Below are 23,399 nucleotides of genomic sequence, written 5' to 3'. Positions count from 1 at the left end.
CAGATGCCTTCGATAAGAATTCCTGATAACTTCCAACAACTTATATGGGGCGGTTGGGTATGCCCTAAATGTAAATGCGAAATGGATAAGCACGGAAATAAGTTACAAGATTCGAATAAATAGATTTTGCGCGTCATTTCTGTAGTATCAAATTAAAAGCTATAAAGGTAGATGTGTTAAATAATTAGTATATTTTAGGCCTAAAATCGTACATGTACGTTTAGTGTCAGGATTCTGGCCAAACTGTAACAATGCAAACTTACACTCCTCCGAGAATCGAATACGTATGTGTACAATATTATGAAGCTATTGGGATTAACGGTTGGTGAGATAATCGGCGCAATAATTGGGTGGGCGTTTCCTATCGGACTAGATAAGTTGTTCGGTATATCATAGTGCTACATAGTGGGTGAAATCGTATAGCAAAGCTCAAGCTGGATTCGCCAAGCATGCCATTTCTACTATGCGTTGATTTTAGTGATTAGGATGGAATGCGGCGGTATCGGTATTACGTTGCTTACTCCTTAACAGGGCGTTGATATGATTTAATTTACCGAAAGCTCGAGTGTTAGTGAGCAAAGTACCGTAGTAGTTGCACAACTTCGGTAGACTAGTCAAAACCCTAGTCACGTCATTGATTTACTTATGCACGTCCAACCCAATAATAAGCGTGTTAGCTTTAGACATGTCGGCCTCCTATAATTGTTCGCCTATTGGGTCAACAAATAGTATGGCTCTGACTCAATTCATCCGTAAGAAACACGGCAACTGACACTTGCTTGCATAGGGAATCATTATATTTATTGCTATTAAGGAATAGTTTTGAGTATATAGTCAACACCTTAAAACCGTTATTTACTGAATTAGCAAACAATATATTTAAAGCGCGTATACACCTTTCAACTGCCAAAAGTAGAAATTATGCAATGGTCAAAACTTAAAAAGCGAGTTGAAGAAAATTTTGCTGAATCCATCAAAGGCAGAATTGAAATATTTACAACTTCTTATCGACGACAAGGTGAAGTTGCTCGAAGTTGGGTTGTCATTGATGGCAAGCAAGGCATAAGTCTTACTGATTATGAGTCTTGGTCGGAACAAGGGGCATATTTTCATGAGTTAACCCCAACAGATTGCCTGAAACATAAATCAGTAGATGGCTTAGAAAGAACTGTGGGGAGTTTATATGAAGCAGGTGAATTCAGCAGTTATGACTTCAAAATTATATGTTTCGAGTCATTGAGCCTATCCGCTCATGATTGTATTAAATCTGAACATCCGCTATTGCGTGTCATAGGTGTTCTTCACCGTAAACTAGGTAAGGCTAAGGTCAATGAAATGCTAAAGGACCCTCATCCAATGGTTATTTACTTTGCAGATTTTCGTATAAAGGCAGAGGCAGCTGACCTTTCCCAAAAATTTAAAGCTATTTCCGGATAACAAGCTAGATACCTCCCTTAAAAACCAGGAAACTTCATGATTGATTTCACCTCTCTACCAGATGAAAACACAAAACGATTTGTCGCCGTACTAAATAAAAAAGTTGATATGGGGCGCCTGTACAATGCGCTGGGTCATATGACAGCCGGACTGGTCGCTGAAGTAAATGACTTAGACAGACTCTGTTTTCTGCAATATCGGGATAAGGAAGAAGGTATTCATCCATCAATATCCCATTATCCATTTATCGTTCTTAAGGCTGACAATTCGAACAAGATCAGAAAAGTCCGTGAAGAACTCCTGCAACGAAATATCCCATTCACTGACTTTACAAACACCATGATAGTAGGAACATCCGCCGAGCAGGTAAAAGCAACGGCTGAAACATCCGAGCAAGATCTGGAATACTTTGGTATTTGTATGTTCGGTGATACGACTGTGCTTAAAGAGTTTACCGGTAAGTTCAGTTTATTCAAATAGTAGGACCGCAGATATGGAGCGCTATACTACAATCTTCAGATTCCGAGGCAGATAAAATCAATGAATTAGCCGACAATGAGGGCAACTTTTATCGGGAATACTGTGTTTTGATTGCCCTATATGAGGCCGCAAGCGAGAGCATAGAAAACAATACAGCAATATATTTTTTCTAAGTTTAGTATTGCATCTAAGAGATAATCCCCCACAACCCTATTGAGCTATTTTTGATAGTGATCGATTGCAAATAGATGTTCAAATTAAGACGGCAGGTTAAATATAAACATCTATTTGAACATATAAAAGTAAAAGATAATAAGATACATTTTTTGGACTGATATTTTCGATAACAAATGAAGTCAAAATTTATTAAAAGGAGGTAATATAGTGACAGAAGTAAACCAAGAGATATTATGGGATAACGTATATGACGCTAGAACGGCTGTATTCGAAAAGAAATTCGGTCTGTTCCCAGATGAGATCCTTAAACTGGGTCATATGACAGGTGTATGGCCAGGTGGTGGCTTGTTTAAGTCTAAAGCCAGCGAATTGGGTGACGACCTATGGCTTTACACCACTTTTGGTTTAACCAACCCGGATATGCCAACCCAGTACTTGCCCCAAAACATTAATCAAACAGATGGTAACATTGAGCTGACTCTGACAAAAAAAGAAACAGTTCCTGTCTATCCTGAGCGGCCGGGTTATGGATACGAAATTATAGTAATTACCCAAGGCGAGGCAGATTGGCCACTAGGTTTGTTGCAATGGGCCGTCAATGCGGAAATGCTTAACGATGCAGACCTTTTGGGAAGAGTCAAAAAGTACAACGGCCTAACTATTGAAGATGTCATGGTGGGAGACGGCGATTACGTCAATGTACTTATTACCCAGGCACACAGTCCGCTGCCAGGTAGCTTCACATTACCTAATGGTGAAGGCCAACTACTGATAGCGACTGTGATTACTGACGATGAGATGGCCTGGTCAATGAAAAACGGTCGAGACAAGCTGTTAGCCAAACTCCTTGCATCGAACGATAAGCAAGTCAGTGTCATTAACAGACCTTCGGTGTTAAATCCCGCTTCCATTAACTACTCGGACATAGACAATCGAGAACAGGCAGAAGAGCTCGCAGCTCAAGGTATGTTACGAAAAACCTATCTCTTCCCATTGGAGTTTGGTGGTCAGGACGACCCAATGAATGTGGTCTATCTACCAAAGACGGCCTCACTGAGCAAAAAAGTGTTCGATCAACAGGTCATGGAGCTGGCCCAGCAAGGAAACATAAGTAACTACTCGGCCTCACCGAATTATCAAGCAGATAGTTTTATACCGGAAAGTATCGACATTGTAGCTGATGGCGAAGCCGGGATATCAACTAGAATTGAAGTGTGGTAATAGGTAGCTCTGGCTTTATTTGACTCTTGACACAAGTCGGTTAATAGCCCAGCTACCCGCACTGAAAGTAATTAAGGTGTTCTCATTGAGATACATTGAGGACACCTTATTAACAGCCTGTGCTTGTTGTCAGTGTACCTACTGCGAATGAAGCTTGAGCCTTGAGCCCCGAGGCGCTTGCAGAAGCACAGATGACTGTATCATTGAAATCCAAAGTTAGAATAATTTAGCATTGCCACCAATAGTTGCCAAGTTAAAGATGCTGCTATATTTCACTATCCATATATCATAAAGAAAAACCATGAATAACGAACAATTAATTAACGCTATCAGAAAGAAGCTGATAAATTAAAGTGCTATAGCTATGATGACATGTGGTACGATGTTATTTCCACGCAAGTACTAGCTGACTTTGAGTATTTACTAAACAACTACCCGTTTAAAAACAATGAAGAAAAGAAGGTTATCTTTCTTCAACTATTGATGAGTGATATAGAACATTATTTAAAGGAAGACTGCATTGGAGCATTCCTGAATAAATTCCACCCTGAACAGCTCAAAGTTGATTTCCCTGAAGGGATATTCACAATAATACAGTATGAGAACAGTTTTTATGTTTTCAAAAAACTCGTTGAGAATAAATTTCCGCTAGATCACAACTTGTTCCTACTTATGGGCTGCCGAAATAATCAGAAAGAGTATCTCGAATTTATCACTCAGCATTTTACTGTAACTGATGAGATCTTGGAGCAAGCGCTAGATCAGATCATAAACTCAGATTCTTTTGGTGAATCCAGCACAGATGCAACTCAAATTTACTTGATAAAGTACCTGCTAGAAATGTTGAATGTAAATTGCAAGCTACCAGGAACGTCCGACCATGATTAGTTATATCAAGAGTGCTTCGAAAATGTTCCTCCTGCAGCTAAATACTTCTACACTGATGATTTTGATATAGCAATTCTTTATGATCAAGTGAAATTCAGGACACCCTAAACACTTTGCGAGCTACGAGGAAGTATATCATTCGGTCTCAATCGCTTATAAATGACGATGAATTATTGGAAGTAGACTCTCTAAGACGACTAATCTGCATGCTTCATACAAAAACTGCGGTTGCCAGGCAGGCCTACGGCAGGCTTAGGCCTGTTTATGCAAAATCACCAAGGGTTTAAGGTTAATGGGGATGTATTGCTTGGCTTTGTTGCTTACCCCGGCACCATTTACCACCATATTTGGCCTTCATGGCACACATTGCATCCCATCGGCCACTCATGCCACTGTACTGACGGCGAAACTCCTTGGCAGAAGTTATCCAGGCATCGTCGCTGATACCAAGCTCAAGCAGTAGTTTGGGCCTGGAACAGGCAATAAAGCCACGCTTGTCTTCCCGCACCGCCCGGCCTGTCCAATCAATCAGTTCCAGATAGTCGGCAAAATGAAACGGGATACCGCTTTGTTCGGCGGCAGTGGCTGCACCATCAAATTGCAGCAGTGGCTTAAGTGAAGCGTTGGCAGTTGTTGGTTCAGCAACTTCTTCTATGCGCTCCTGAATGGATGTGTAATCAGAAGTTTGCAGCGAATCTGCAATACCGGCGCGAATGGGATTTAAATCCACATACATCATGCAGGCCAGCAGCGCCTGTTCATCGAGCAGCGCCTGCGACTTAAAGCGCCCTTCCCAGAATACGCCCTTGCAACCATCTTCTCGATTGGCCTTGCGGGCGATATCTTCGTTTAAACAGCGCATAAACCAACTGATACTGCCAAGGCGTTCCTGCCAATCGCTAATCAGCGTATCCAACAGTATTCGCTCACCTTCTGAGAGACTATCGCCCTTGAGGAACTTTGCCGCCACAGGATTGCCACTAAAAAGCAATGTCCAACGCTCGATGACTTCAAATGGCGACAATGATTGTTGCGCTGCAAGGTCGATTTTGAGCACCAAATGGTAGTGATTACTCATAACCGCATAAGCGCAAACGTCGATGCAGAATATTGACGACAACTGCCTGATTTTATCCACTATCCAGCCACGTCTATGCTCGTAACTGCGCCCCGACAGTGCATCTTCACCACACAAAAATGCCCTTCTCACGCAGCGATTAATCACGTGGTAAAAGGGCGTACTTTCAACATCTATCAACTGGCGGCGGGCTGTGGTCATAACCAACCTCGACTGAGCTTTGATGGGTATTTCAAAGCCTAGTCAAGGCTGAGCGAAACATCAAAAAGGATTGGCTGTCCTGTATTTGCCTCTTTCAACATCTATCAACTGGCGACGGGCGGTGGTCATAACCAACCTCGACTGAGCTTTGATGGGTATTTCAAAGCCTAGTCAAAGCTGTGTGAAACATCAAAAAGATATGGCTGTCCTGTATTTGCCTCTGTCAACATCTATCAACTGGCGACGGGCGGTGGTCATAACCAACCTCGACTGAGCTTTGATGGGTATTTCAAAGCCTAGTCAAAGCTGTGTGAAACATCAAAAAGATATAGCTGTCCTGTCTTTCTCGCGGTCCTATAAGACCTAGCTCCTTGATGGGTATTTCAAAGCCTAGTCAAGGCTGGGCGAAACATCAAAAAGATATGGCTGTCCTGTATTTTGGTGTGATTTTATCCACTATCCAGCCACGTCTATGCTCGTAACTGCGCCCCGACAGTGCATCTTCACCACACAAAAATGCCCTTCTCACGCAACGGTTAATCACGTGGTAAAAGGGCGTACTTTCAGCATCTATCAACTGGCGACGGGCAGTGGTCATAACCAACCTCGACTGAGCTTTGATGGGTATTTCAAAGCCTAGTCAAGGCTGAGCGAAACATCAAAAAGATATGGCTGTCCTGTATTTCCGTGTATTTCCATGTCTATCAACTGGCGGCGGGCTGTGGTCATAACCAACCTCGACTGAGCTTTGATGGGTATTTCAAAGCCTAGTTGAGGCTGTGTGAAACATCAAAAAGATTTGGCTGTCCTGTCTTTCTTCTCACATCGATCTGTGATTTTTAACGTGACACAGAATTTTGAACACCCTCTTTTCTTCTTAACGATTTCCAATGCTTTGTTACATGCAGCATTTTTTATACTTTTTACCTGAACCACATGGGCACTTTTCGTTTCTTCCATATTTTGCTTTCTTGTTTCTGTATGGCTCTTTAATTTTTGGTAGCAAAGGATTTCCTCTATGCAACCAAACATCATTTAATATACGATCTTCGTTAATCAATCTCTGCGCTTCAGATTCTTCTTCTTCCGAAAGGCTTTTACCGTATTCTATAGAGAATATATCTTCAGATCTGCCATCAGCCATAATTGGTTCGGTAGCGATAATTACTATATCTATGACTTTTGGATACTTGTATTTTGAAACCAGTGCGTAAGCATGAATATAATTAGATCGCTCATCTCTATAGTTTTCATATTCCCGCTCTTTATCCCGAGGAATAAAAAGAAAAACATATAATTTATCTTTCCGGCTCGGTGAAAAAATTACCCTGCTGCTACGTCTATTAGGGGGAACCTCTAGAAATTTTTCATGAAAGGCTTTTGCAAGAATATATCTCGATATTCGATTTTCTGCAGCCAAGTGTCTAACTGCTCGTTCGTGATACTCAAACTCTAGATCCGCGCCTCTACCAACAGTGCCTTTTAATATATGATATGAGAACCGTTCTATAAGCGCATCCCATAACAGGATTTCTTTATAAATACCTGAGAATAGTGAATAAATCTCTTCCTGTATATATTCAGACCAAAGCCCCTCGGACAAAGAAACAGGCCCATCTTTTTCAATATCTCCCGTAGGATGGATCATTTTCCCAGAAATTATAGACTCACCTCTTCCTCTAAAATAGTGAGCCAACAACTCCTCCTCACCTGCCGACTGGATAATCTCCCTGGATCTTATTGCATTTTCTTTTTCATCGAGATAGCTTACAAAATCTGATATAGTATTTAATTCATCCATTAATAGATCAAGCGAAAGCTCGTCTAAGACATGTATATAGGTCTTATTAGGAAATAAGTCTCCTACGATAAATGGTTTTTCGATGCACTCTTTAGCTTCAAAAGGATAAATTTGATATAACGAACCGGAACTTCCGCCGCCCCAATATTTTTCAGCAGGATTTACAGAGTTGCAAGTAACAGCAATCAAATGAATTTCATAATCAATTTCGGAGAGAGATATTGGAAATTTTTTTGTACATCCCCTATCAAGATAAACTCTTCCTGGATAATTTAGCAGCCAAGATTCCGCGCCAAATAATTGATTAGTCGATTTTATTACGGAACGTTTAAACCATCTTTTCCAAGCGACTGAGACATCAATATTAGTATTAAATGCAATATCTTTATCTGAGAAAATAATAATCTTATTCTGGAAGACAACAAGTAAATCACATAACTCTTTTCCAACACCTGATTTCGTTATTCCTTCATCGGTATAAACATTTGGAAATGACCAAAGACCAAAAAAAGTATTGTCCGATAATTTTGATAAGTATCTTTCTCGCTCTGTAGTTCCCGATTCTTTTATCGTTGGTGTTAGCAAAATAACCTCTCAGAACCTTGCCATGTAACAGCTGTACAGTGCGCATGCGCGTTTTAGTCCTCGTAGGAGTGTAAACGCGCATCGCTATCTCTTTGTATTAGTTGAATATAATAGAGTTTAGCCCGAATATCCCTTGCAGCAAAACGCGCATACGCGGTTTCCAAACCTATTATCTACCAAAATGGATTTTTATCTTTATGAATTTTAAGTTATTTTTTGATGTTGCAGAAAAAACGCACAAAATCATCTTCAAACTTCTGGGTACTATCTTGATTCGATGAGCAAGCATCCTACAAAAGCTGAGTAACCCTCATAGCTACCGCACGGGCGCGAATGTTGTTCGTCCCTGAATTCCGCTGAAAACGGAAAAATGCTACTGCTTCCGACCTTGAGTTTAAGTAAAGGCTAAAGATAAGCACCTGAATTAGTTACACAATACCCAGTACTGTTTGTTAAAACAATTAGTCATAGGTCAAGTTTTCGACAAAAGCCATAAAAGCCTGTCTTGGTTATTTTTTGCAAAATAATTGGCTGAGTTTTGATTATTTTCCAACAAAAAGCGCCGCTTGCCTGTAAGACTGAGGCAAGCGACGCAAGTTATTGAGCTATTTTATCAGAGCGATTTAAACCAAGTCATTTAACCTGAGGCACCCGCACTGGATCGGCGGGTTGTGGCAGCTTCACAGGCGCGGCAGATTTCAGCTCATCCAAGGCAATGGCGATGGCCTTTTCCAGCTGAGGATCTATGCCTTTGGCTGTGTCTTTGGTCCACTGCTCGACTTCCACATCCGGGGCCACACCTTCGTTCTCGACCCGCCACTGACCGTCGATACTGAAGAAACCGCTGCGCGGCGCCGTGATATGGCCACCATCCATCAAGGAAGGCACGCCCCAGATGCCGACCAAGCCACCCCAGGTGCGTTTACCAACCAGCTTGCCCACTTGGTAATAGCGGAACATATAAGGGAGCATGTCGCCGCCCGAGCCGGAGACTTCATTGATCAACATCACCTTGGGCCCCCAGATACCGCTGCCCGGACTGGTCATGGGGTGATCTCCGGCCATCTGGTTATTGAAGTAGCCGTTACGCTCGCGGCGCAGCACATCTATGATGTACTCGGCAATAAAGCCGCCGTGGTTGAAGCGCTCATCTATGATCACCCCCTGGCGCTGATTCTGGGCGAAGAAGTAGCGGTTGAAGTAGCTGAAACCGTTCTCGCCGGTGTCCGGAACCCAGACATAGGCCAGTTTGCCACCGGAAGCTTCATCCACCCGTTTGCGGTTATCCTCAACCCAGGCGTTACGTCTCAATGCCTGTTCGCTGGCCGTTGGCACCACAGTCACTTCGAAGGCTTTTTTGTCGCTGCCATCCGGACTGATGCTGAGACGGGTCTGTTTACCGAGAGTCCCCTGGAAGGCCTGATAGAAGTTGGCCTTGTTATCCAGCGGCTTGCCGTTGGCTGCCAGCAGATACTGGCCCGCCTTGACCTGGGGATAGAGAGCCAGCGGCGCACTGCCTTGGTCCGCCGGATACCAGTTTTCGCCACGATAGATGCGGCTGAAGCGGTAGCCCTTGTCGGTCGCCTCAACATCGGCGCCGAGCAGGCCGGTGCGGTTGTCGGCAATTTCCGGCAGATCGCCATCATTGGTAAAGGAGTGGCCCACAGAGGTTTCGGCGCCCATGTTATCGAGCAGATAGGTCATGTCGGCGCCGTGGCGCACATGGGCAACCAGTGGCTGGAACTCCTTGTATACCGCGTCCCAATCGGCACCGTGCAGATTACTAACATAGAAGTAATCGCGCTGGAAGCGCCAGGCTTCGCGGAAGATTTGCTGCCATTCGGCCTTAGGATCGATACGGGCCGTCAGCTTGACGTTAAGCGTCTTGGCATCGTCCCCCAAGGGCGCGGCGCCGGCAAATTGCTTCCAGTTGTCGCCGATTTTCACCAACAGGCTCTCGCCGTCGTAGCTCAGATGATACTCATCGACATCACCGGCCAGGGTATCGGCCTTACGTTCCTCAGTGCTGTACTTGCGAAGCTCTGTGGTTTCATCCAAGTCCTGCATATAGAACAGCTCACCTGGCTTACCGGCGCTCAGGCTGTGGATTTTACCGCTTTCACCCAGAGGCAGCACCCGCTGCGCTATACCGTTGAGATCGATTCGCACCGCAGGCGGCGCATCTGAGCCTTTGGCTTCCTCTTCAGTACCGCTGCCCTCTTCCTCGTCGCTTCTTGGCAGCATGGGCGCCTCGGTGCGGGTATTGAGCAGCATGGTATAGAGGCCGTAAGTCGGGGTGAAGGCAACCGAGGTCATATCCAACCAGGCGGCGTGAGGGCCATAATCGGTACTGGCGGCAAAATAGAGCTTGTCGCCGGCGCTGTCCCACACTGGGTAACGCACATCGGCCATGCCCTGGGTAATTCTGTTACTCTGATTATTGCGGGTATCGAACAGGTAGAGGCTGCGGAAGAAGCTGTCATCCTGCTTGCTGTAGGCCAGATAACGGCTGTCAGGCGACCAGCTGGGGGCCATTTCCCAGTCGGGATTCACTACCGGCTGGCTGTCGATAACCTGCGCCTTGCCCTTGGACAAGTCTGCCAGCCAAAGTTGCTGGCGCTGATCGCTGAACACCAGCTGTTTATCATCGGGCGACCAGATAAGCCCGCTATAGAAGCCCTTTTCGGCCAGTTTGATCTCTTGCTGCGGCTTGCCGAGTTGATCGGCTATCACCAGTCGATATTCGCCGCTCTTGTCGGAGAACCAGGCCAGCTGTTTGCCGCCGTTGGACCAGGCGGCGCCCACTTCGCGGCTGTCTGAGCTTTCAGTAAGATTACGGGCATCGCCGTGCTCCACGGGCACAGTAAATACATCGCCGCGGGCCACAAACAAGGCGCGCTTACCGGTAGGCGAAATGGCCGCCGACTCTATCTGCTTTTCAACCTCTTCAAAGCGTGGCCGCACCCAGGGGAAATCGGCATGCAGGCTGATGGCCAGTGCCTCACCCTTGTCGTTTGCATTAGCGTTGGCATTGGTGTTAGCCAGCGTTTTTTTCACCAGCTCGCCGCGGTATTCGTATACCAGAGTGTCGTTATCCAGGGTAAAGCCTTTGACATCGGCATCCTGGTAATGAGTCACCTGTTCCGGCTCGCCGCCCTTGGCCGCTACCCGAAAGATATTGGTGACCTGTGAGCGGTTGGAGAGGAAATAGATATAGTCGCCGTGCCACTGGGGCTCGAGATCCTGGGTGTTGTCCCAGGGCAGATCTTTTTCCTCCAGGCTATCGAGCGAAATCAACCTGAGCGGCTGATTCTGGCCGCCGCGATAGTTACGCCAACCCGGATCCCAAAGACCGGCGCGCCGGTAAACCAGCTGCTTGCCATCGGCAGAGAAACTGCCGTCAAAGGCGCGGTTCATGGGTAAAGGCTTGGGATTTCCGCCCTCTATGGACAGGGTAAACAGCTGCTGCCAACCTCTCGGGGCATTGGCCCTGCCGGAGCGCAGCAATACCGACTTGCTGTCCGGGCTCCAGCCCACCAGCTGATCCACATCCGGGTGGAAGGTCAGGCGTTTGGGCTCGCCACCGGCAATCGGCAGCAGGTAGATATCCTGATTGCCCTCATAGTCGCCGGTAAAGGCCACCCACTTGCCGTCGGGCGACAGCTTGGGTTGCATCTCCTGCCCCTGGAAGCTGGTGAGGCGCACCGCCTCGCCGCCCTTGAGCGACACTTTCCAGATATCCTTGGCGTAGGAAAACACCAGAGTATCACCGCGAAGATCCGGCTCCCGCAGGAGTTTGGCCTCGGCAGCCAGCAAATTGGGGCTGCCGAGCGCAAGGGCCGTCAGCCAAAAGAGTTTATTGAGCTTCATTCCTGTTCCTTGTATTTGAATACCAGCAAACCTGTGGGGATCCCCCGCCAAAACCGCAACTTAACCAGCGCCATAGCAGAGCTACCCCTGTAACATAACCAGTGGTAAAAAAATACGCAAAAAAGGTTTTGTTTCAACTCATTGCAATACGCCATTCCGGGCGATTGAGACAAAAATCCCCGGCCTTAAGCAGACCTTAATCTGAGCTGGCCAGAATAATTCCTATCCACCAACCGGGCCATGAATTCAACGCCCGCTTTTTCAGGCTTTTTATTTCGCAGATCTCAGCTGCGACTCTGTCTCAACTCGCACTATGTCACAGGAAACACAATGCCCATTGCAAGCCACCCGCTGAGCTTTCAACACTGGTTCAAACATCATCTGCTGTTGCCGTTATCGGTAGGACTTGGCGTGCTTATCTTGCTGCACATCACTAATGCCGACCTGTTGCTGGCACAGTGGATGTTGGCATTTGAGGGCACCAACACGGCCTGGCCCTGGCGCCATGCCTTTGTCGCAGACAAACTGCTGCACACAGGAGGGCGGGATCTGGTGGTGCTGGCGGCAGCTGTGTTGCTGTCGACCCTGGTATTGAGCAATTTCAAAGCCTCAATGAAGCGCTGGCGCCGGCCCTTGCTGATGTTGTTTATAAGCGCCCTGGCAACCGTGCTTTGGGTGCGTATCGGCAAGAGCATGACCAATGTTGCCTGTCCCTGGGATCTCAGTCTATTTGGTGGCCAAAAGCCTTATCTGCCCTTCCCCATGAGCCTGAGCGTTGACACTGAATTGGGCCAGTGTTTCCCCGGCGGCCACTCCAGCGGCGCCTTTGCCTGGCTGGGACTTTATTATCTGGCGTTGGTCTTGAAGCCAAAATGGCGCTTTAAGTTGCTCGGCGCGGTATTGCTGATAGGCGTTGTGTTCAGTCTGTGTCAGGAGTTTCGCGGCGCCCACTTTTTATCCCACGATATCGCCAGCGCCCTTATCGGTTGGACCATGGCGACCTTGAGCTACGGCCTGGCTTATCGCCCCTGGCGAGTGGAAGGATACGCCGGGGTTCCGGCGCAAGCACAGACACCGATACAGACACAGACACAGGCACAGGCACAGGCACAGGCAGAAATAACCCCATAAAATACGGGGCCTGATTTATCGGCTATTAATCAGGCCCCGTTTCCATAGGCTATTTCACTGAACTTGTGAATTACGCCTTCTTCACCAGGCTTGAGATCAAAGCTCTGAGCGCCGCCGGTTTAATCATCTTGGCCATATAGTGGTAACCGCGGCGCTCGACATCCTCCACCAGATCCTTGCGGGTGTTGGCGGTGATCAAAATGCCGGGCAGATGTTGCCCATACAGCGCCCTGAGCTCATCCATGGCATCGACGCCGTTTTGGCCCTTATCCAGATGATAATCCGCCAGCATGATATCCGGCGCCACCCCTTTGAGCCCCAGCTTGATCCTGGCATCACTCAGATCCCGGGCGCAGATCACCTCGCACTGCCAGCGACTCAACAGGCTTTCGAGCCCGGCAAGGATAGCCTCTTCGTTGTCGATACACAGCACCTTGACCCCGGCGAGCGGCTGCAACACAGAAGAAATGGCCTTGGGCTGCGGCACGCTGACAGTGGCCCCAAGCGGCACCCGAATGGCAAATACAGAGCCCTTGCCCTGCACCGAAGATACGCGGATATCATGCTCCAGCACCTTGCTTATTCTGTCGGCTATCGCCAGACCAAGCCCCAGGCCGTTGACACTGTTTGAATGGGGGTTATCCAGGCGCTTGAACTCGTGAAATATCTCCCTAAGCTGCCCGGCTTCGATGCCGCAGCCGGTATCCAGCACTTGCACCTCAAGCTCGCTGCCGCGGCGGCGACAGCCCATCAGCACCCGTCCGCCCTTGGCATAACGATAGGCGTTGGTGAGAAAGTTCTGCAGCACCCGCCGCAGCAGTGAAGGGTCTGAATTGACCGTCAGGCTACAGGGCATCATGGCAAAATGGATCTGGCAGTCTTTGGCCATGGCCTCAAACTCCACCGCCAGGGTGTTGAGTACTTCGGAGATGGCAAAGTCGCGCCGTTTTACCTCCACCATGCCGGAATCCAGCTTGGAGATATCCAAAAGATCGGTCAGCAGTTCACCGGCGGTTTTCAGTGAGCTGTTGACATGGGAGAGGGTCAGCCGCCCTTCCCTGTCAAGCCCAGGATACTGACTCAAAGAGGCGGTAAACAACCTGGCCGCATTGAGCGGCTGCATTAAGTCATGCCCCACCGCCGCCAGGAAACGGCTCTTGGAAGCGTTGGCCATCTCCTCCTGGGCCTTGGCTTCGAGCAGCTTGCTGTTGAGCAGCGCCAGCTCATAGGTGCGCTCCTTGACTCTGGCCTCCAGGGTCTCATTCACCTGCTCCAGCGCCTGTTGCTGCTCGCGATATTGGGTAATGTCGGTAAAGGTCATCACAAAGCCGCCGTCCGGCATGGGATTGCCCTGAATCTTAATCACCTTGCCATCGCGCCTGCGCCGCTCTGAGCTGTGGGCGGTGCCGTTACGCATATGCTGTACCCGACGCTCGACATGCTCATTCACATCCCCCGGGCCGCAGTAGCCGCGGGAGGCATTGAAACGTATCACCTCGCTGATGGACATGCCCGGTTGCAGGAAATCCTCCGGATAGTCGTAAAGCTCTACATAGCGGTAGTTCCAGGCCACCAGGTTGAGATCTTTGTCGACCACGCTCATACCCTCGTAGGCGTGTTCTATCGCGGCGCGCAGCATGTCCTGACTGAGAATAATCTTCGACGAGGCCTCATCCACCAGGCTGAAGACTTCATCGAGGGCCAGATCCCGCCCCTGCAACACTGAGTCCATCACCAAAGAGGCGCTGGAAGCCCCCAGCACCCCGGCCAGCATGTGCTCGGTATGGGCAATAAGCTCGGCCGGTGCCGTCTTGTGCCAGCTGTCGCTGCGCACCGCATCGGCAGAAAAACGCGAAAAACTCTCATAGGCCCGGGTCGGGCTGACAAAGCGGCTCGCCAGGATCAACAAGTCCTGCTGACTGATGGGGCCTGTCTTACGATTGCCTGTGTTTTTGAGTTCACCCGGGGTGACAAAGGCGCTGGCCTGAATACGCTCCACCAAGCCGGCGCGCAGCCAGATAGAGCCGCCGATATAGCCAATCAGGTTGGCGCCGAGTGCCAACAGGGTATCGTTGACATTGGGCTTCAGCGCCTTTAACAGTTCAAACTGACCTGCCAGCACGCCTTCCCAGACGCCCGAGCCCTTGAGCAGCAAAAAGCCCCACAGACCAAAGCCCGCCGCCATGCCGAGAAACACCCCGGCGCGATTGCCGTGTTTCCAGTAGAGCCCGCCCACCAAGGCCGGTGCCAACTGGGCAAAGGCGCCGAAAGACAGCATGCCCAGGTTGGACAGAGAATCGCTGCTGTCAAAGCTCAGGTAACTGAAGTACCCGAAAGCCAGGATCAGCGCGATGGAGAGACGTCTGGCATAGAGCAGTTGCTGGGAAAACTGGCTGAAGTTCTTGCGGCGGATCTGCCCGGTACGCAAGAGTACCGGCACCAGCCACTCGTTACTTATCATCACGCTGATGGTCACCACAGCCACTATCACCATGCCAGTGGCAGCCGAGAGAGTTCCCAGCAGCGCCACTATCGCCAGCCAAGGTGCGTCCAGCGCCAGCGGCAGATTGATCACATAGGTATCGGCAGAGACACTGTCGCCGAGCAGCACCTTGCCCGCCAGTGCCAGCGGCCCGACAAACAGGCCGAACAGGCCGATATAGAGAGGGAACAACCAGCGCGCCTTGGACAGAGTCTGCTCGCCTTCAGCCTCGACCACCATGACGTGAAACTGTCGCGGCATACAGAGAAAAGCCGCCATGCCGACTATCAGCTCGGGCATCAGCGCTTCAAGCCTTAGATTGGGATTGACTATTACCCCCTTGGCGCTGGCCTGGTTCCAGAGGTCGCCAAAGCCGCCGAACACCCCGAAGACCACTATGCCGCCCACCAACACAAAGGCGGCCAGTTTCACCAAGGATTCAAAGGCGATAGCCAGCATCATCCCCGGGTTATGCTCGGTGGCATCCAGTTTGCGGGTGCCGAAGAGGATGGCGAAGATGGCCAGCAGCACGGCGATGATAAGCGCGACTTTGGCGCCATCGAGCGGATCATCCGGGCTTTGGAACAGGCTTAGGCTGAATACCATGGCTTTCAGCTGCAACGCGATATAGGGCATGATGCCAAACAGGGCAATGAGTGTGATGATCACCGCCAGCGGCTGCGACTTGCCATAGCGGGCGGCGATAAAGTCGGCCACCGAGGTGATATTTTGCGCCTTGGACACCACCACCATTTTGCGCAACATGCCAAAGCCCAGGGTAAAGATGATGATGGGGCCGATAAAGATATGCAGATAGGACCAAAAGTCATTGGCCGACTGGCCAACCGTGCCGAGAAAGCTCCAGGAAGAGCAATATACCGCCAGGCTGAGGGCGTAGATCCATTTCTGTAACCTGCGGGTGACACCACTGAACCAACGCTCCGCGCCCCAGGCAAGCAGGAACAGCAAACAGACATAACAGACGGCGATCACCGCCACAAAAAGGGTCAAATTCATAGGGTTCTCTTTATTGTCGCCGTATCCTTCGGCGACTGTTGTTATCCCGGCTAGATTACACCAGCCAAGGGGTTTGATGAACCTCTGCGGCGTTCTCCATCTTATTGGGCGCCCATTGGGGGCAAAAAACCTTTATTGGATGCCAATCTAAACCCGCTAAAACCTTAAAAAACCACGCCGGCTCAAGTACTTCAAGCTGTTCGTTTTAAACGCAATAACCGGTTAATAAATAACATTTTTTCAGAACTAGACCAATGTCTAATAGAGACGGCACCGGCAAGCATCCCATACTTTGGCTCACGCATGACAAAAACAAAGGGAAGCCAAATGAGCACTCAGTCTCTTTATAAAGTGCCCGCAGCAATTGCGGCCAATGCACTGGTAAATGATGAAAAATATAAGAAAATGTACCAGGAGTCCGTGGTTAACCCCGAAGGTTTCTGGCGTGAACATGGAAAACGTATCGACTGGATCAAGCCCTATACCAAGGTCAAGAAAACCTCATTTGACGATCACAACCTGTCCATCAACTGGTTCTACGACGGCACACTGAACGCCTCGGCCAACTGCCTCGACCGCCATCTGGAAAAACTTGGCGACCAAACCGCCATCATCTGGGAAGGCGATGATGCCAAAGATCAACGCACCCTGAGCTACAGCCAGCTGCACACAGAAGTGTGCAAATTTGCCAACGCCCTCAAGAGCCAGGGCGTGCGCCGCGGTGACGTGGTCACCATGTATATGCCCATGGTGCCGGAAGCCGCCATCGCCATGCTGGCCTGTGCCCGCATCGGCGCCGTGCATTCCGTGGTATTTGGTGGTTTTTCCCCGGATTCCATCGCTTCACGTATCATAGATGGCCGCTCCAAGGTAATTTTGACCGCAGACGAAGGTCTGCGTGGTGGCCGGGCCATCCCACTCAAGCGCAATATCGATGAGGCGCTGGCCCATCCGGATGTCACCACGGTTGAGAAGGTGATAGTGCTCAAACGCACCGGCAATGATATCAACTGGGTCGATGGTCGTGATGTCTGGTGGGAATCGCTGACCGAAACCGCTTCCGAGCATTGCGAAGTGGAAGAGATGGGCGCCGAGGATCCCTTGTTCCTGCTCTACACCTCAGGCTCTACCGGTAACCCCAAGGGTGTACTGCACACCACGGGCGGCTACATGGTGTACGCCTCCATGACCCACGAATATGTGTTCGACTACAAGCAGGGCGAAGTCTACTGGTGCACAGCAGATGTGGGCTGGATCACCGGCCACAGCTATATGATTTACGGCCCGCTGGCCAATGGCGCCACAGTGCTTATTCACGAAGGTGTGCCCAACTACCCAAGCCCTGCCCGCCTGGGCGAGATGATTGACCGCCATCAGGTTAACATACTCTACACGGCCCCCACGCTTATCCGCGCCCTGATGGCCGAAGGTAAGGAGCAATTTGACCAGTTTGACGGCAGCTCGCTGCGGATCATGGGCTCTGTGGGCGAACCCATCAACCCTGAGGCCTGGCGCTGGTATCACGAGGTCATAGGTCATGAGCATTGCCCGATTGTCGATACCTGGTGGCAAACCGAAACCGGCGGCATTCTTATCAGTCCGCTGCCCGGTGCCACGGATACCAAGCCAGGCTCGGCCACCCGTCCCTTCTTCGGGGTACAGCCAGCACTGGTAGACAACATGGGCAATATTCTGGAAGGCGCTACCGAGGGCAACCTGGTGATGCTGGATTCCTGGCCGGGACAGATGCGCACGGTTTACGGTGATCATGAACGCTTTGCCCTGACCTACTTCAAAACCTTCCGCGGCATGTATTTCACCGGTGACGGTGCCCGCCGTGATGAAGACGGCTACTACTGGATCACCGGCCGGGTCGATGACGTGATTAACGTCTCCGGTCATCGTCTGGGTACCGCCGAGATTGAAAGCGCACTGGTGGCGCACGATCTGGTGGCCGAGGCTGCGGTTGTGGGTTACCCCCATGACATCAAGGGCCAGGGGATCTACGCCTATGTCACACTGACCAAGGGCATAGAAGCCACCGAAGAGCTGAGACAACAGCTGAGACAATGGGTGCGCAAAGAGATTGGCGCCCTGGCGACCCCGGATCTTATCCAGTTTGCCGGCGGCCTGCCCAAGACCCGCTCCGGCAAGATCATGCGCCGCTTCCTGCGCAAGATTGCCGCCAACGAGATAACCAACCTTGGAGATGCATCAACTCTGGCCGACCCAGCCGTGATTGATACTCTGATTGAGTCGCGACTCAACCGTACAGAGTAAAAGCTTACTTCCTCCTATTGCCCCTCCTGGAGGGGCATTTTTTTACTTTCAGCTTGCCCCAGAATCGGCTTAAACGGGTTACCGACGTAAGCCGCTCATACATTTCAGGTACCTCTCCAGTTGACCCCGAAGCATTAACATGTGAAGAATGACTTCTCAAATGTTATCAATGGCATGAATAGCGAATTAGTGTTTGGCAAGCTCAGCGCAACGATAACCAACATAATGGGCCATTGCCTGCTTCTGGCGTTGATGAACCTCTATGACCGGAATTTGCAATGAAGGGGAACCATGTCATTCATTACAGCCCCTAAACCTTTGAGGCAGATTTCACAATTGCCTGATATTTAGGGCCAGAGTAAAAAAGCAAGCCACCCTGAGGTGGCTTGGCTAAGAGTATAAATAGGGAGTCACAAGTAGGGAGTCACAGCTCCCGGTCGCAACAAGGGTTAGAGCACGTATTTGGCCGAGAAGGTGACCCGGTTAAGCTCACCATCTGTGCCATTTTCCCGTTCGTTCTTGGCATACATATACTCTACCCCAAAGGTCAGTGCCTTCACCGGCGAGTAAAGCAGATTGATATAACCTGAATAGGATTCCTTATTGGCGCTGCCTCCGGTCAGAGACACATCGTTATCGGCGCTGAAAGCAGACAAGGTAAAGCTTGATCGCCACTGCTCGTTCCACCAATGACGATAAGACACAAAGCCTGAGTAGGATTCTATTGCCTGCAGGTCGTTGTTGTTGTCCAGTACCGCGCCATTGGCAAAGTTCAGCGCCACATAGCGGCCCAGGCCTTCGCCATAGGTGGCGGTGAAACGGATATCATCACGGCCCACAGGAATGATCCCGGCCACGCTGGCGCCATAGCCGAGCTCAGTGCTGTCTATATCCTGATTGGCGATACGGGTCTCAAGCTCGAGCTGCCTCAGCATCCCCATCACAGAGAAACTGGCGCCGCCAGAGGTCTTGAAGTTATAACGGGCGATAAGATCCGGCATCACCCCATTGCCACTGGTGATCCGGCTGCCACCGCCATAGGGAGTAATGGTAGTTTCCGGGTTTTCAATGGCGATTTGAAAGCCACCATTGCTGTATCTCAGCTGCGCCTGACGGGCAAAGGGAGTCCCTTCGGTGGCACCCACAAAATCAAGGTTTTCTGGCAGTGCCCCCGGGTTCATAAAGGTGGTCCAGGTCTGGCCTATGGTCCAGTTGTCATAGCTGATAAAGGCGTGACGAATGCGCGGTGAATAGCTGTTGGATACCCGCTCATCACCATCGGTATGAGTCATGAAGTCCAGCTCAATAAAGCCGGTGAGAGTGTGGCCGTCGAGATCTGTTACCGTCTTGAAGTTAAAACGGGTTTCCCGCGCCTGGAAGTCGGTCACCTGATTGCCGTTGCCATCTACCCCATAGATGGCGCCGGGCACATAGAACTGGCGTGAGACGTTGTTGGAGTCGGGCGCGCCATTACTGTAATCGCTGAACATGATATCGGCCTTGAGATAGCCGCCAAACTGCACGTCAGTCTTTTCCAATACCGATGCCTGAGCCGTCCCCAAACCACCCAGAGCCAGAAGGGTTGCAGCGCATACTCCGGTGAGTCTTGCTTGTTTCATCTTGGATTGTCTCCTTGTTGTTATGCCAACCCATCCGGCAAAAAACACAACTGCCAAGACAGATTGAGAAAGCAAGAAGCACTATCCGATGTTTAACAGAATTGAAACATTGGCAATAGGTCTATGAGACAAAAGTAGAAAAGTATTGGCTAAATTAGCTTGGATATTGCGAATCGACTGAAGCTGGATATTGGCGAGCTTGGCGTTTTCAAGCGGAGTTCTGGATGGTGGGTCGTGAAGGATTCGAACCTTCGACCAATTGGTTAAAAGCCAACTGCTCTACCGACTGAGCTAACGACCCATACAGATTGAGCATTCAATGGTGGGTCGTGAAGGATTCGAACCTTCGACCAATTGGTTAAAAGCCAACTGCTCTACCGACTGAGCTAACGACCCGCAGGAAGATCTACCTTTTGCAGCACGCTGAGAAATGGTGGGTCGTGAAGGATTCGAACCTTCGACCAATTGGTTAAAAGCCAACTGCTCTACCGACTGAGCTAACGACCCATCTGGGTGTCACCTATTCTCAGACAAATGGTGGGTCGTGAAGGATTCGAACCTTCGACCAATTGGTTAAAAGCCAACTGCTCTACCGACTGAGCTAACGACCCATCTGGGTGTCACCTATTCTCAGGCAAATGGTGGGTCGTGAAGGATTCGAACCTTCGACCAATTGGTTAAAAGCCAACTGCTCTACCGACTGAGCTAACGACCCACGGATATACTGCCAGATTGTTTGATTTGGATTGCGATGGTGGGTCGTGAAGGATTCGAACCTTCGACCAATTGGTTAAAAGCCAACTGCTCTACCGACTGAGCTAACGACCCGACATTGACTGCCGAGGCAGACCGCAATAATTCAGTGGTGGGTCGTGAAGGATTCGAACCTTCGACCAATTGGTTAAAAGCCAACTGCTCTACCGACTGAGCTAACGACCCACTGAATGTTGTGGTCTATCTTTCCTGATGGTGGGTCGTGAAGGATTCGAACCTTCGACCAATTGGTTAAAAGCCAACTGCTCTACCGACTGAGCTAACGACCCGCAGGAAGATCTACCTTTTGCAGCACGCTGAGAAATGGTGGGTCGTGAAGGATTCGAACCTTCGACCAATTGGTTAAAAGCCAACTGCTCTACCGACTGAGCTAACGACCCATCTGGGTGTCACCTATTCTCAGGCAAATGGTGGGTCGTGAAGGATTCGAACCTTCGACCAATTGGTTAAAAGCCAACTGCTCTACCGACTGAGCTAACGACCCACGGATATACTGCCAGATTGTTTGATTTGGATTGCGATGGTGGGTCGTGAAGGATTCGAACCTTCGACCAATTGGTTAAAAGCCAACTGCTCTACCGACTGAGCTAACGACCCGACATTGACTGCCGAGGCAGACCGCAATAAATCAGTGGTGGGTCGTGAAGGATTCGAACCTTCGACCAATTGGTTAAAAGCCAACTGCTCTACCGACTGAGCTAACGACCCGACATTGACTGCCGAGGCAGACCGCAATAAATCAGTGGTGGGTCGTGAAGGATTCGAACCTTCGACCAATTGGTTAAAAGCCAACTGCTCTACCGACTGAGCTAACGACCCACTAAAAGGTTTACGAAACATGAAGTTGGTGGGTCGTGAAGGATTCGAACCTTCGACCAATTGGTTAAAAGCCAACTGCTCTACCGACTGAGCTAACGACCCATTCAAGTTTCGCCTCAGCAGGCCATGCCGTGCTGAGGGCGCCTATAATACCGCTTTGTGATTCTCATGCAAGTGTAAATTCCCGATTTTTTGTTGTTTGCATGAAAAACAAACTGGGCGGATGTTTTTTAGTTAAATCATGGTTTAATTGCCGCCAATTGCTGCTGTGCAATCCTTGCTGCAGCGCTGTTTGCGTACTGTTTCACCACTTGCTGATAGTAGTTCTTTGCCGCCGTTTTATCGCCGGTTTTTTCGGCAATCAGCCCAAGTTTAACCAGACTGTCGGCCCGCTTACCCGATTCTTTGAAGTTATCGACCACATTGGCAAAAGCGGTTTTGGCTTCGGCAAATTCATTCTTATTATAGAGCAGTTGCCCGAGCCAATAGTTGGCGTTATCGGCGAAGCCCGAATTGGGGTACTGCTTGATAAAGTCACGAAATGCCGGAATTGCAGCGTCGTACTGACGCTCTTTCAGTACCAGATCGACCGCCCTTTGATAGCTGTCGGTCTCGGACAAAGACGAACTGGCCACCACATTGGATGGGGTTTGGCTGACGACGGGCGCTGCAGGCTTGCTTTGCAGGTTGGCGATTTCGTCATAGAGCTGGCGCTGGCGCTGCAACATCTGGTTTATCTGATAGTTCTGTTGTTCGGTCAGGCCTCTGAGTTCCAGCACCTCCTGCTGCAGAGTATCCATTCTGCGCATGGTCTCAAACTCGGCTTGCTGACGGGCCTTGATGATCCGCTCAAGGCGGGCGATGCGATCCTCACTGGAACCGCCGCCAATGTCTTCAACGGGCGCTGGGGCCGCATAAGCGACCCCAGTTCCCAGAAGCATGGCCGTGATGATAACGGCTTTCTTCATTCTTCAATGTCCCTCTAATGCCGGGATCAATACACCAGCACAGCGCGACGGTTCTTGGCAAAACCTTCGTCTGTGTGGCTCATATCCAGAGGCTTCTCTTCACCATAGCTGACAATGCTCATCTGGCTTGGCAGTACCCCCATACCCTGCAGGTACTTGGCTACAGCCTTGGCGCGGCGCTCACCCAGAGCTATGTTGTACTCAGGCGTTCCACGCTCGTCGGCGTGGCCTTCGATCAACACGCGTACGTTAGGATGTTCAACCAGATAAGTACCGTGGGCTTCCAGAATTTCAGCAAATTCTGTCTGCACTTCACTGCGGTCAAAATCAAAGTAGATGATGTGTTCTTTACGCAGTTCCTGGAACTTGAGGCGCTGCTGCTCTTCCGGGCTCAGCACCGGATTGGCGCCACCGATTTCCACGCCGCCGGCACCGTTGCCGTACTCGCTACCGGAAGTTGTCGAACCGCTGGCGTCCGTTTCTGATTCTGAAGTTGAGCTACAGGCACCCAGAGCCAGTAATGGCGCAGCGATTACGATTGCCTTAAACAACTTGTTGAGATCCATCATGT

Annotated in this window: 13 protein-coding genes, 14 tRNA genes and 1 pseudogene; 6 read left to right on the top strand and 22 right to left on the bottom strand. The window is 49.9% G+C overall.

Going from position 1 to position 23,399, the window contains the following annotated elements; all coding sequences use genetic code 11:
• The first annotated feature begins 921 nt into the window (after positions 1 to 921).
• The 4 genes from CX650_RS19785 to CX650_RS19770 all read left to right on the top strand — a co-directional run bounded on the left by CX650_RS19785 (position 922) and on the right by CX650_RS19770 (position 4,203).
• Positions 922 to 1,437, top strand: coding sequence for an SF0329 family protein (locus CX650_RS19785; protein WP_025010283.1), 516 nt, complete (start codon positions 922 to 924; stop codon positions 1,435 to 1,437).
• 36 nt (positions 1,438 to 1,473) lie between these two features.
• Positions 1,474 to 1,917: a DUF2000 domain-containing protein gene (locus tag CX650_RS19780; protein WP_044734545.1), complete on the top strand. Its 444-nt coding sequence runs from the start codon at positions 1,474 to 1,476 to the stop codon at positions 1,915 to 1,917.
• A 384-nt stretch (positions 1,918 to 2,301) separates the two neighbouring features.
• A complete protein-coding gene (locus CX650_RS19775; protein WP_062793447.1) occupies positions 2,302 to 3,315 on the top strand; it encodes a suppressor of fused domain protein in 1,014 nt (337 codons plus the stop codon).
• A gap of 372 nt (positions 3,316 to 3,687) precedes the next feature.
• Complete coding sequence (locus CX650_RS19770) at positions 3,688 to 4,203, top strand: hypothetical protein (RefSeq protein ID WP_101096802.1); 516 nt, start codon at positions 3,688 to 3,690, stop codon at positions 4,201 to 4,203.
• A 289-nt stretch (positions 4,204 to 4,492) separates the two neighbouring features.
• Here the strand turns inward: CX650_RS19770 and CX650_RS19765 are convergent, their stop codons facing one another.
• The 4 genes and pseudogenes from CX650_RS19765 to CX650_RS19750 form a co-directional block, all read right to left on the bottom strand.
• Positions 4,493 to 5,482 carry a transposase gene (locus CX650_RS19765; RefSeq protein WP_101096801.1) on the bottom strand — a complete coding sequence of 330 codons (990 nt, stop codon included), beginning with the start codon at positions 5,480 to 5,482 and terminating at the stop codon, positions 4,493 to 4,495.
• A gap of 445 nt (positions 5,483 to 5,927) precedes the next feature.
• A pseudogene (locus tag CX650_RS20645) lies at positions 5,928 to 6,080 on the bottom strand (alpha-amylase family glycosyl hydrolase); the annotation flags it as partial.
• 300 nt (positions 6,081 to 6,380) lie between these two features.
• Positions 6,381 to 7,868: a YecA family protein gene (locus CX650_RS20495; RefSeq protein ID WP_101096799.1), complete on the bottom strand. Its 1,488-nt coding sequence runs from the start codon at positions 7,866 to 7,868 to the stop codon at positions 6,381 to 6,383.
• A gap of 633 nt (positions 7,869 to 8,501) precedes the next feature.
• The gene (locus CX650_RS19750; protein ID WP_101096798.1) at positions 8,502 to 11,738 is read right to left on the bottom strand and encodes a S41 family peptidase; all 3,237 of its coding nucleotides are present in this window, start codon (positions 11,736 to 11,738) and stop codon (positions 8,502 to 8,504) included.
• A gap of 330 nt (positions 11,739 to 12,068) precedes the next feature.
• On the opposite strand from CX650_RS19750, the gene CX650_RS19745 reads away from it, so the two are divergent.
• A complete protein-coding gene (locus tag CX650_RS19745) occupies positions 12,069 to 12,869 on the top strand; it encodes a phosphatase PAP2 family protein (protein ID WP_157823091.1) in 801 nt (266 codons plus the stop codon).
• Between the two features lie 70 nt (positions 12,870 to 12,939).
• On the opposite strand, the gene CX650_RS19740 is transcribed toward CX650_RS19745, so the two are convergent.
• On the bottom strand, positions 12,940 to 16,368 hold the full coding sequence (locus CX650_RS19740) for a hybrid sensor histidine kinase/response regulator (RefSeq protein ID WP_101096796.1): 3,429 nt from the start codon (positions 16,366 to 16,368) through the stop codon (positions 12,940 to 12,942).
• A gap of 327 nt (positions 16,369 to 16,695) precedes the next feature.
• On the opposite strand from CX650_RS19740, the gene acs reads away from it, so the two are divergent.
• Entirely contained in the window at positions 16,696 to 18,648 is a 1,953-nt protein-coding gene (acs, locus tag CX650_RS19735) for an acetate--CoA ligase (RefSeq protein ID WP_044734647.1), read from the top strand.
• A 449-nt stretch (positions 18,649 to 19,097) separates the two neighbouring features.
• On the opposite strand, the gene CX650_RS19730 is transcribed toward acs, so the two are convergent.
• From CX650_RS19730 to pal, 17 genes are all read right to left on the bottom strand, one after another.
• Complete coding sequence (locus CX650_RS19730; protein WP_101096795.1) at positions 19,098 to 20,267, bottom strand: DcaP family trimeric outer membrane transporter; 1,170 nt, start codon at positions 20,265 to 20,267, stop codon at positions 19,098 to 19,100.
• A gap of 225 nt (positions 20,268 to 20,492) precedes the next feature.
• A tRNA-Lys gene (locus tag CX650_RS19725) sits at positions 20,493 to 20,568 on the bottom strand.
• Positions 20,569 to 20,587: 19 nt separating this feature from the next.
• Positions 20,588 to 20,663 (bottom strand) — tRNA-Lys (locus CX650_RS19720).
• Between the two features lie 35 nt (positions 20,664 to 20,698).
• Positions 20,699 to 20,774 (bottom strand) — tRNA-Lys (locus CX650_RS19715).
• A 28-nt stretch (positions 20,775 to 20,802) separates the two neighbouring features.
• Positions 20,803 to 20,878: transfer RNA gene (locus tag CX650_RS19710), tRNA-Lys, on the bottom strand.
• A gap of 28 nt (positions 20,879 to 20,906) precedes the next feature.
• Positions 20,907 to 20,982: transfer RNA gene (locus tag CX650_RS19705), tRNA-Lys, on the bottom strand.
• A gap of 37 nt (positions 20,983 to 21,019) precedes the next feature.
• Positions 21,020 to 21,095: transfer RNA gene (locus CX650_RS19700), tRNA-Lys, on the bottom strand.
• Positions 21,096 to 21,130: 35 nt separating this feature from the next.
• Positions 21,131 to 21,206 (bottom strand) — tRNA-Lys (locus tag CX650_RS19695).
• A 28-nt stretch (positions 21,207 to 21,234) separates the two neighbouring features.
• Positions 21,235 to 21,310 (bottom strand) — tRNA-Lys (locus CX650_RS19690).
• Between the two features lie 35 nt (positions 21,311 to 21,345).
• Positions 21,346 to 21,421: transfer RNA gene (locus tag CX650_RS19685), tRNA-Lys, on the bottom strand.
• Positions 21,422 to 21,449: 28 nt separating this feature from the next.
• Positions 21,450 to 21,525 (bottom strand) — tRNA-Lys (locus CX650_RS19680).
• 37 nt (positions 21,526 to 21,562) lie between these two features.
• Positions 21,563 to 21,638, bottom strand: a tRNA-Lys gene (locus tag CX650_RS19675).
• A 35-nt stretch (positions 21,639 to 21,673) separates the two neighbouring features.
• Positions 21,674 to 21,749 (bottom strand) — tRNA-Lys (locus tag CX650_RS19670).
• A gap of 35 nt (positions 21,750 to 21,784) precedes the next feature.
• A tRNA-Lys gene (locus CX650_RS19665) sits at positions 21,785 to 21,860 on the bottom strand.
• Positions 21,861 to 21,886: 26 nt separating this feature from the next.
• Positions 21,887 to 21,962: transfer RNA gene (locus CX650_RS19660), tRNA-Lys, on the bottom strand.
• Between the two features lie 137 nt (positions 21,963 to 22,099).
• Positions 22,100 to 22,828 (bottom strand): tol-pal system protein YbgF, encoded by a 729-nt coding sequence (ybgF, locus tag CX650_RS19655; RefSeq protein ID WP_101096794.1) that lies wholly within the window; start codon positions 22,826 to 22,828, stop codon positions 22,100 to 22,102.
• Positions 22,829 to 22,854: 26 nt separating this feature from the next.
• On the bottom strand, positions 22,855 to 23,394 hold the full coding sequence (gene pal / locus CX650_RS19650) for a peptidoglycan-associated lipoprotein Pal (protein ID WP_025889363.1): 540 nt from the start codon (positions 23,392 to 23,394) through the stop codon (positions 22,855 to 22,857).
• Positions 23,395 to 23,399 lie beyond the last annotated feature (5 nt).

It is taken from the genome of Shewanella indica (genome assembly GCF_002836975.1).
Lineage (GTDB): Bacteria > Pseudomonadota > Gammaproteobacteria > Enterobacterales > Shewanellaceae > Shewanella > Shewanella indica.
The sequence above is the reverse complement of the archived record's forward strand: the minus strand, read 5'-3'. Positions and strand labels throughout refer to the sequence as shown.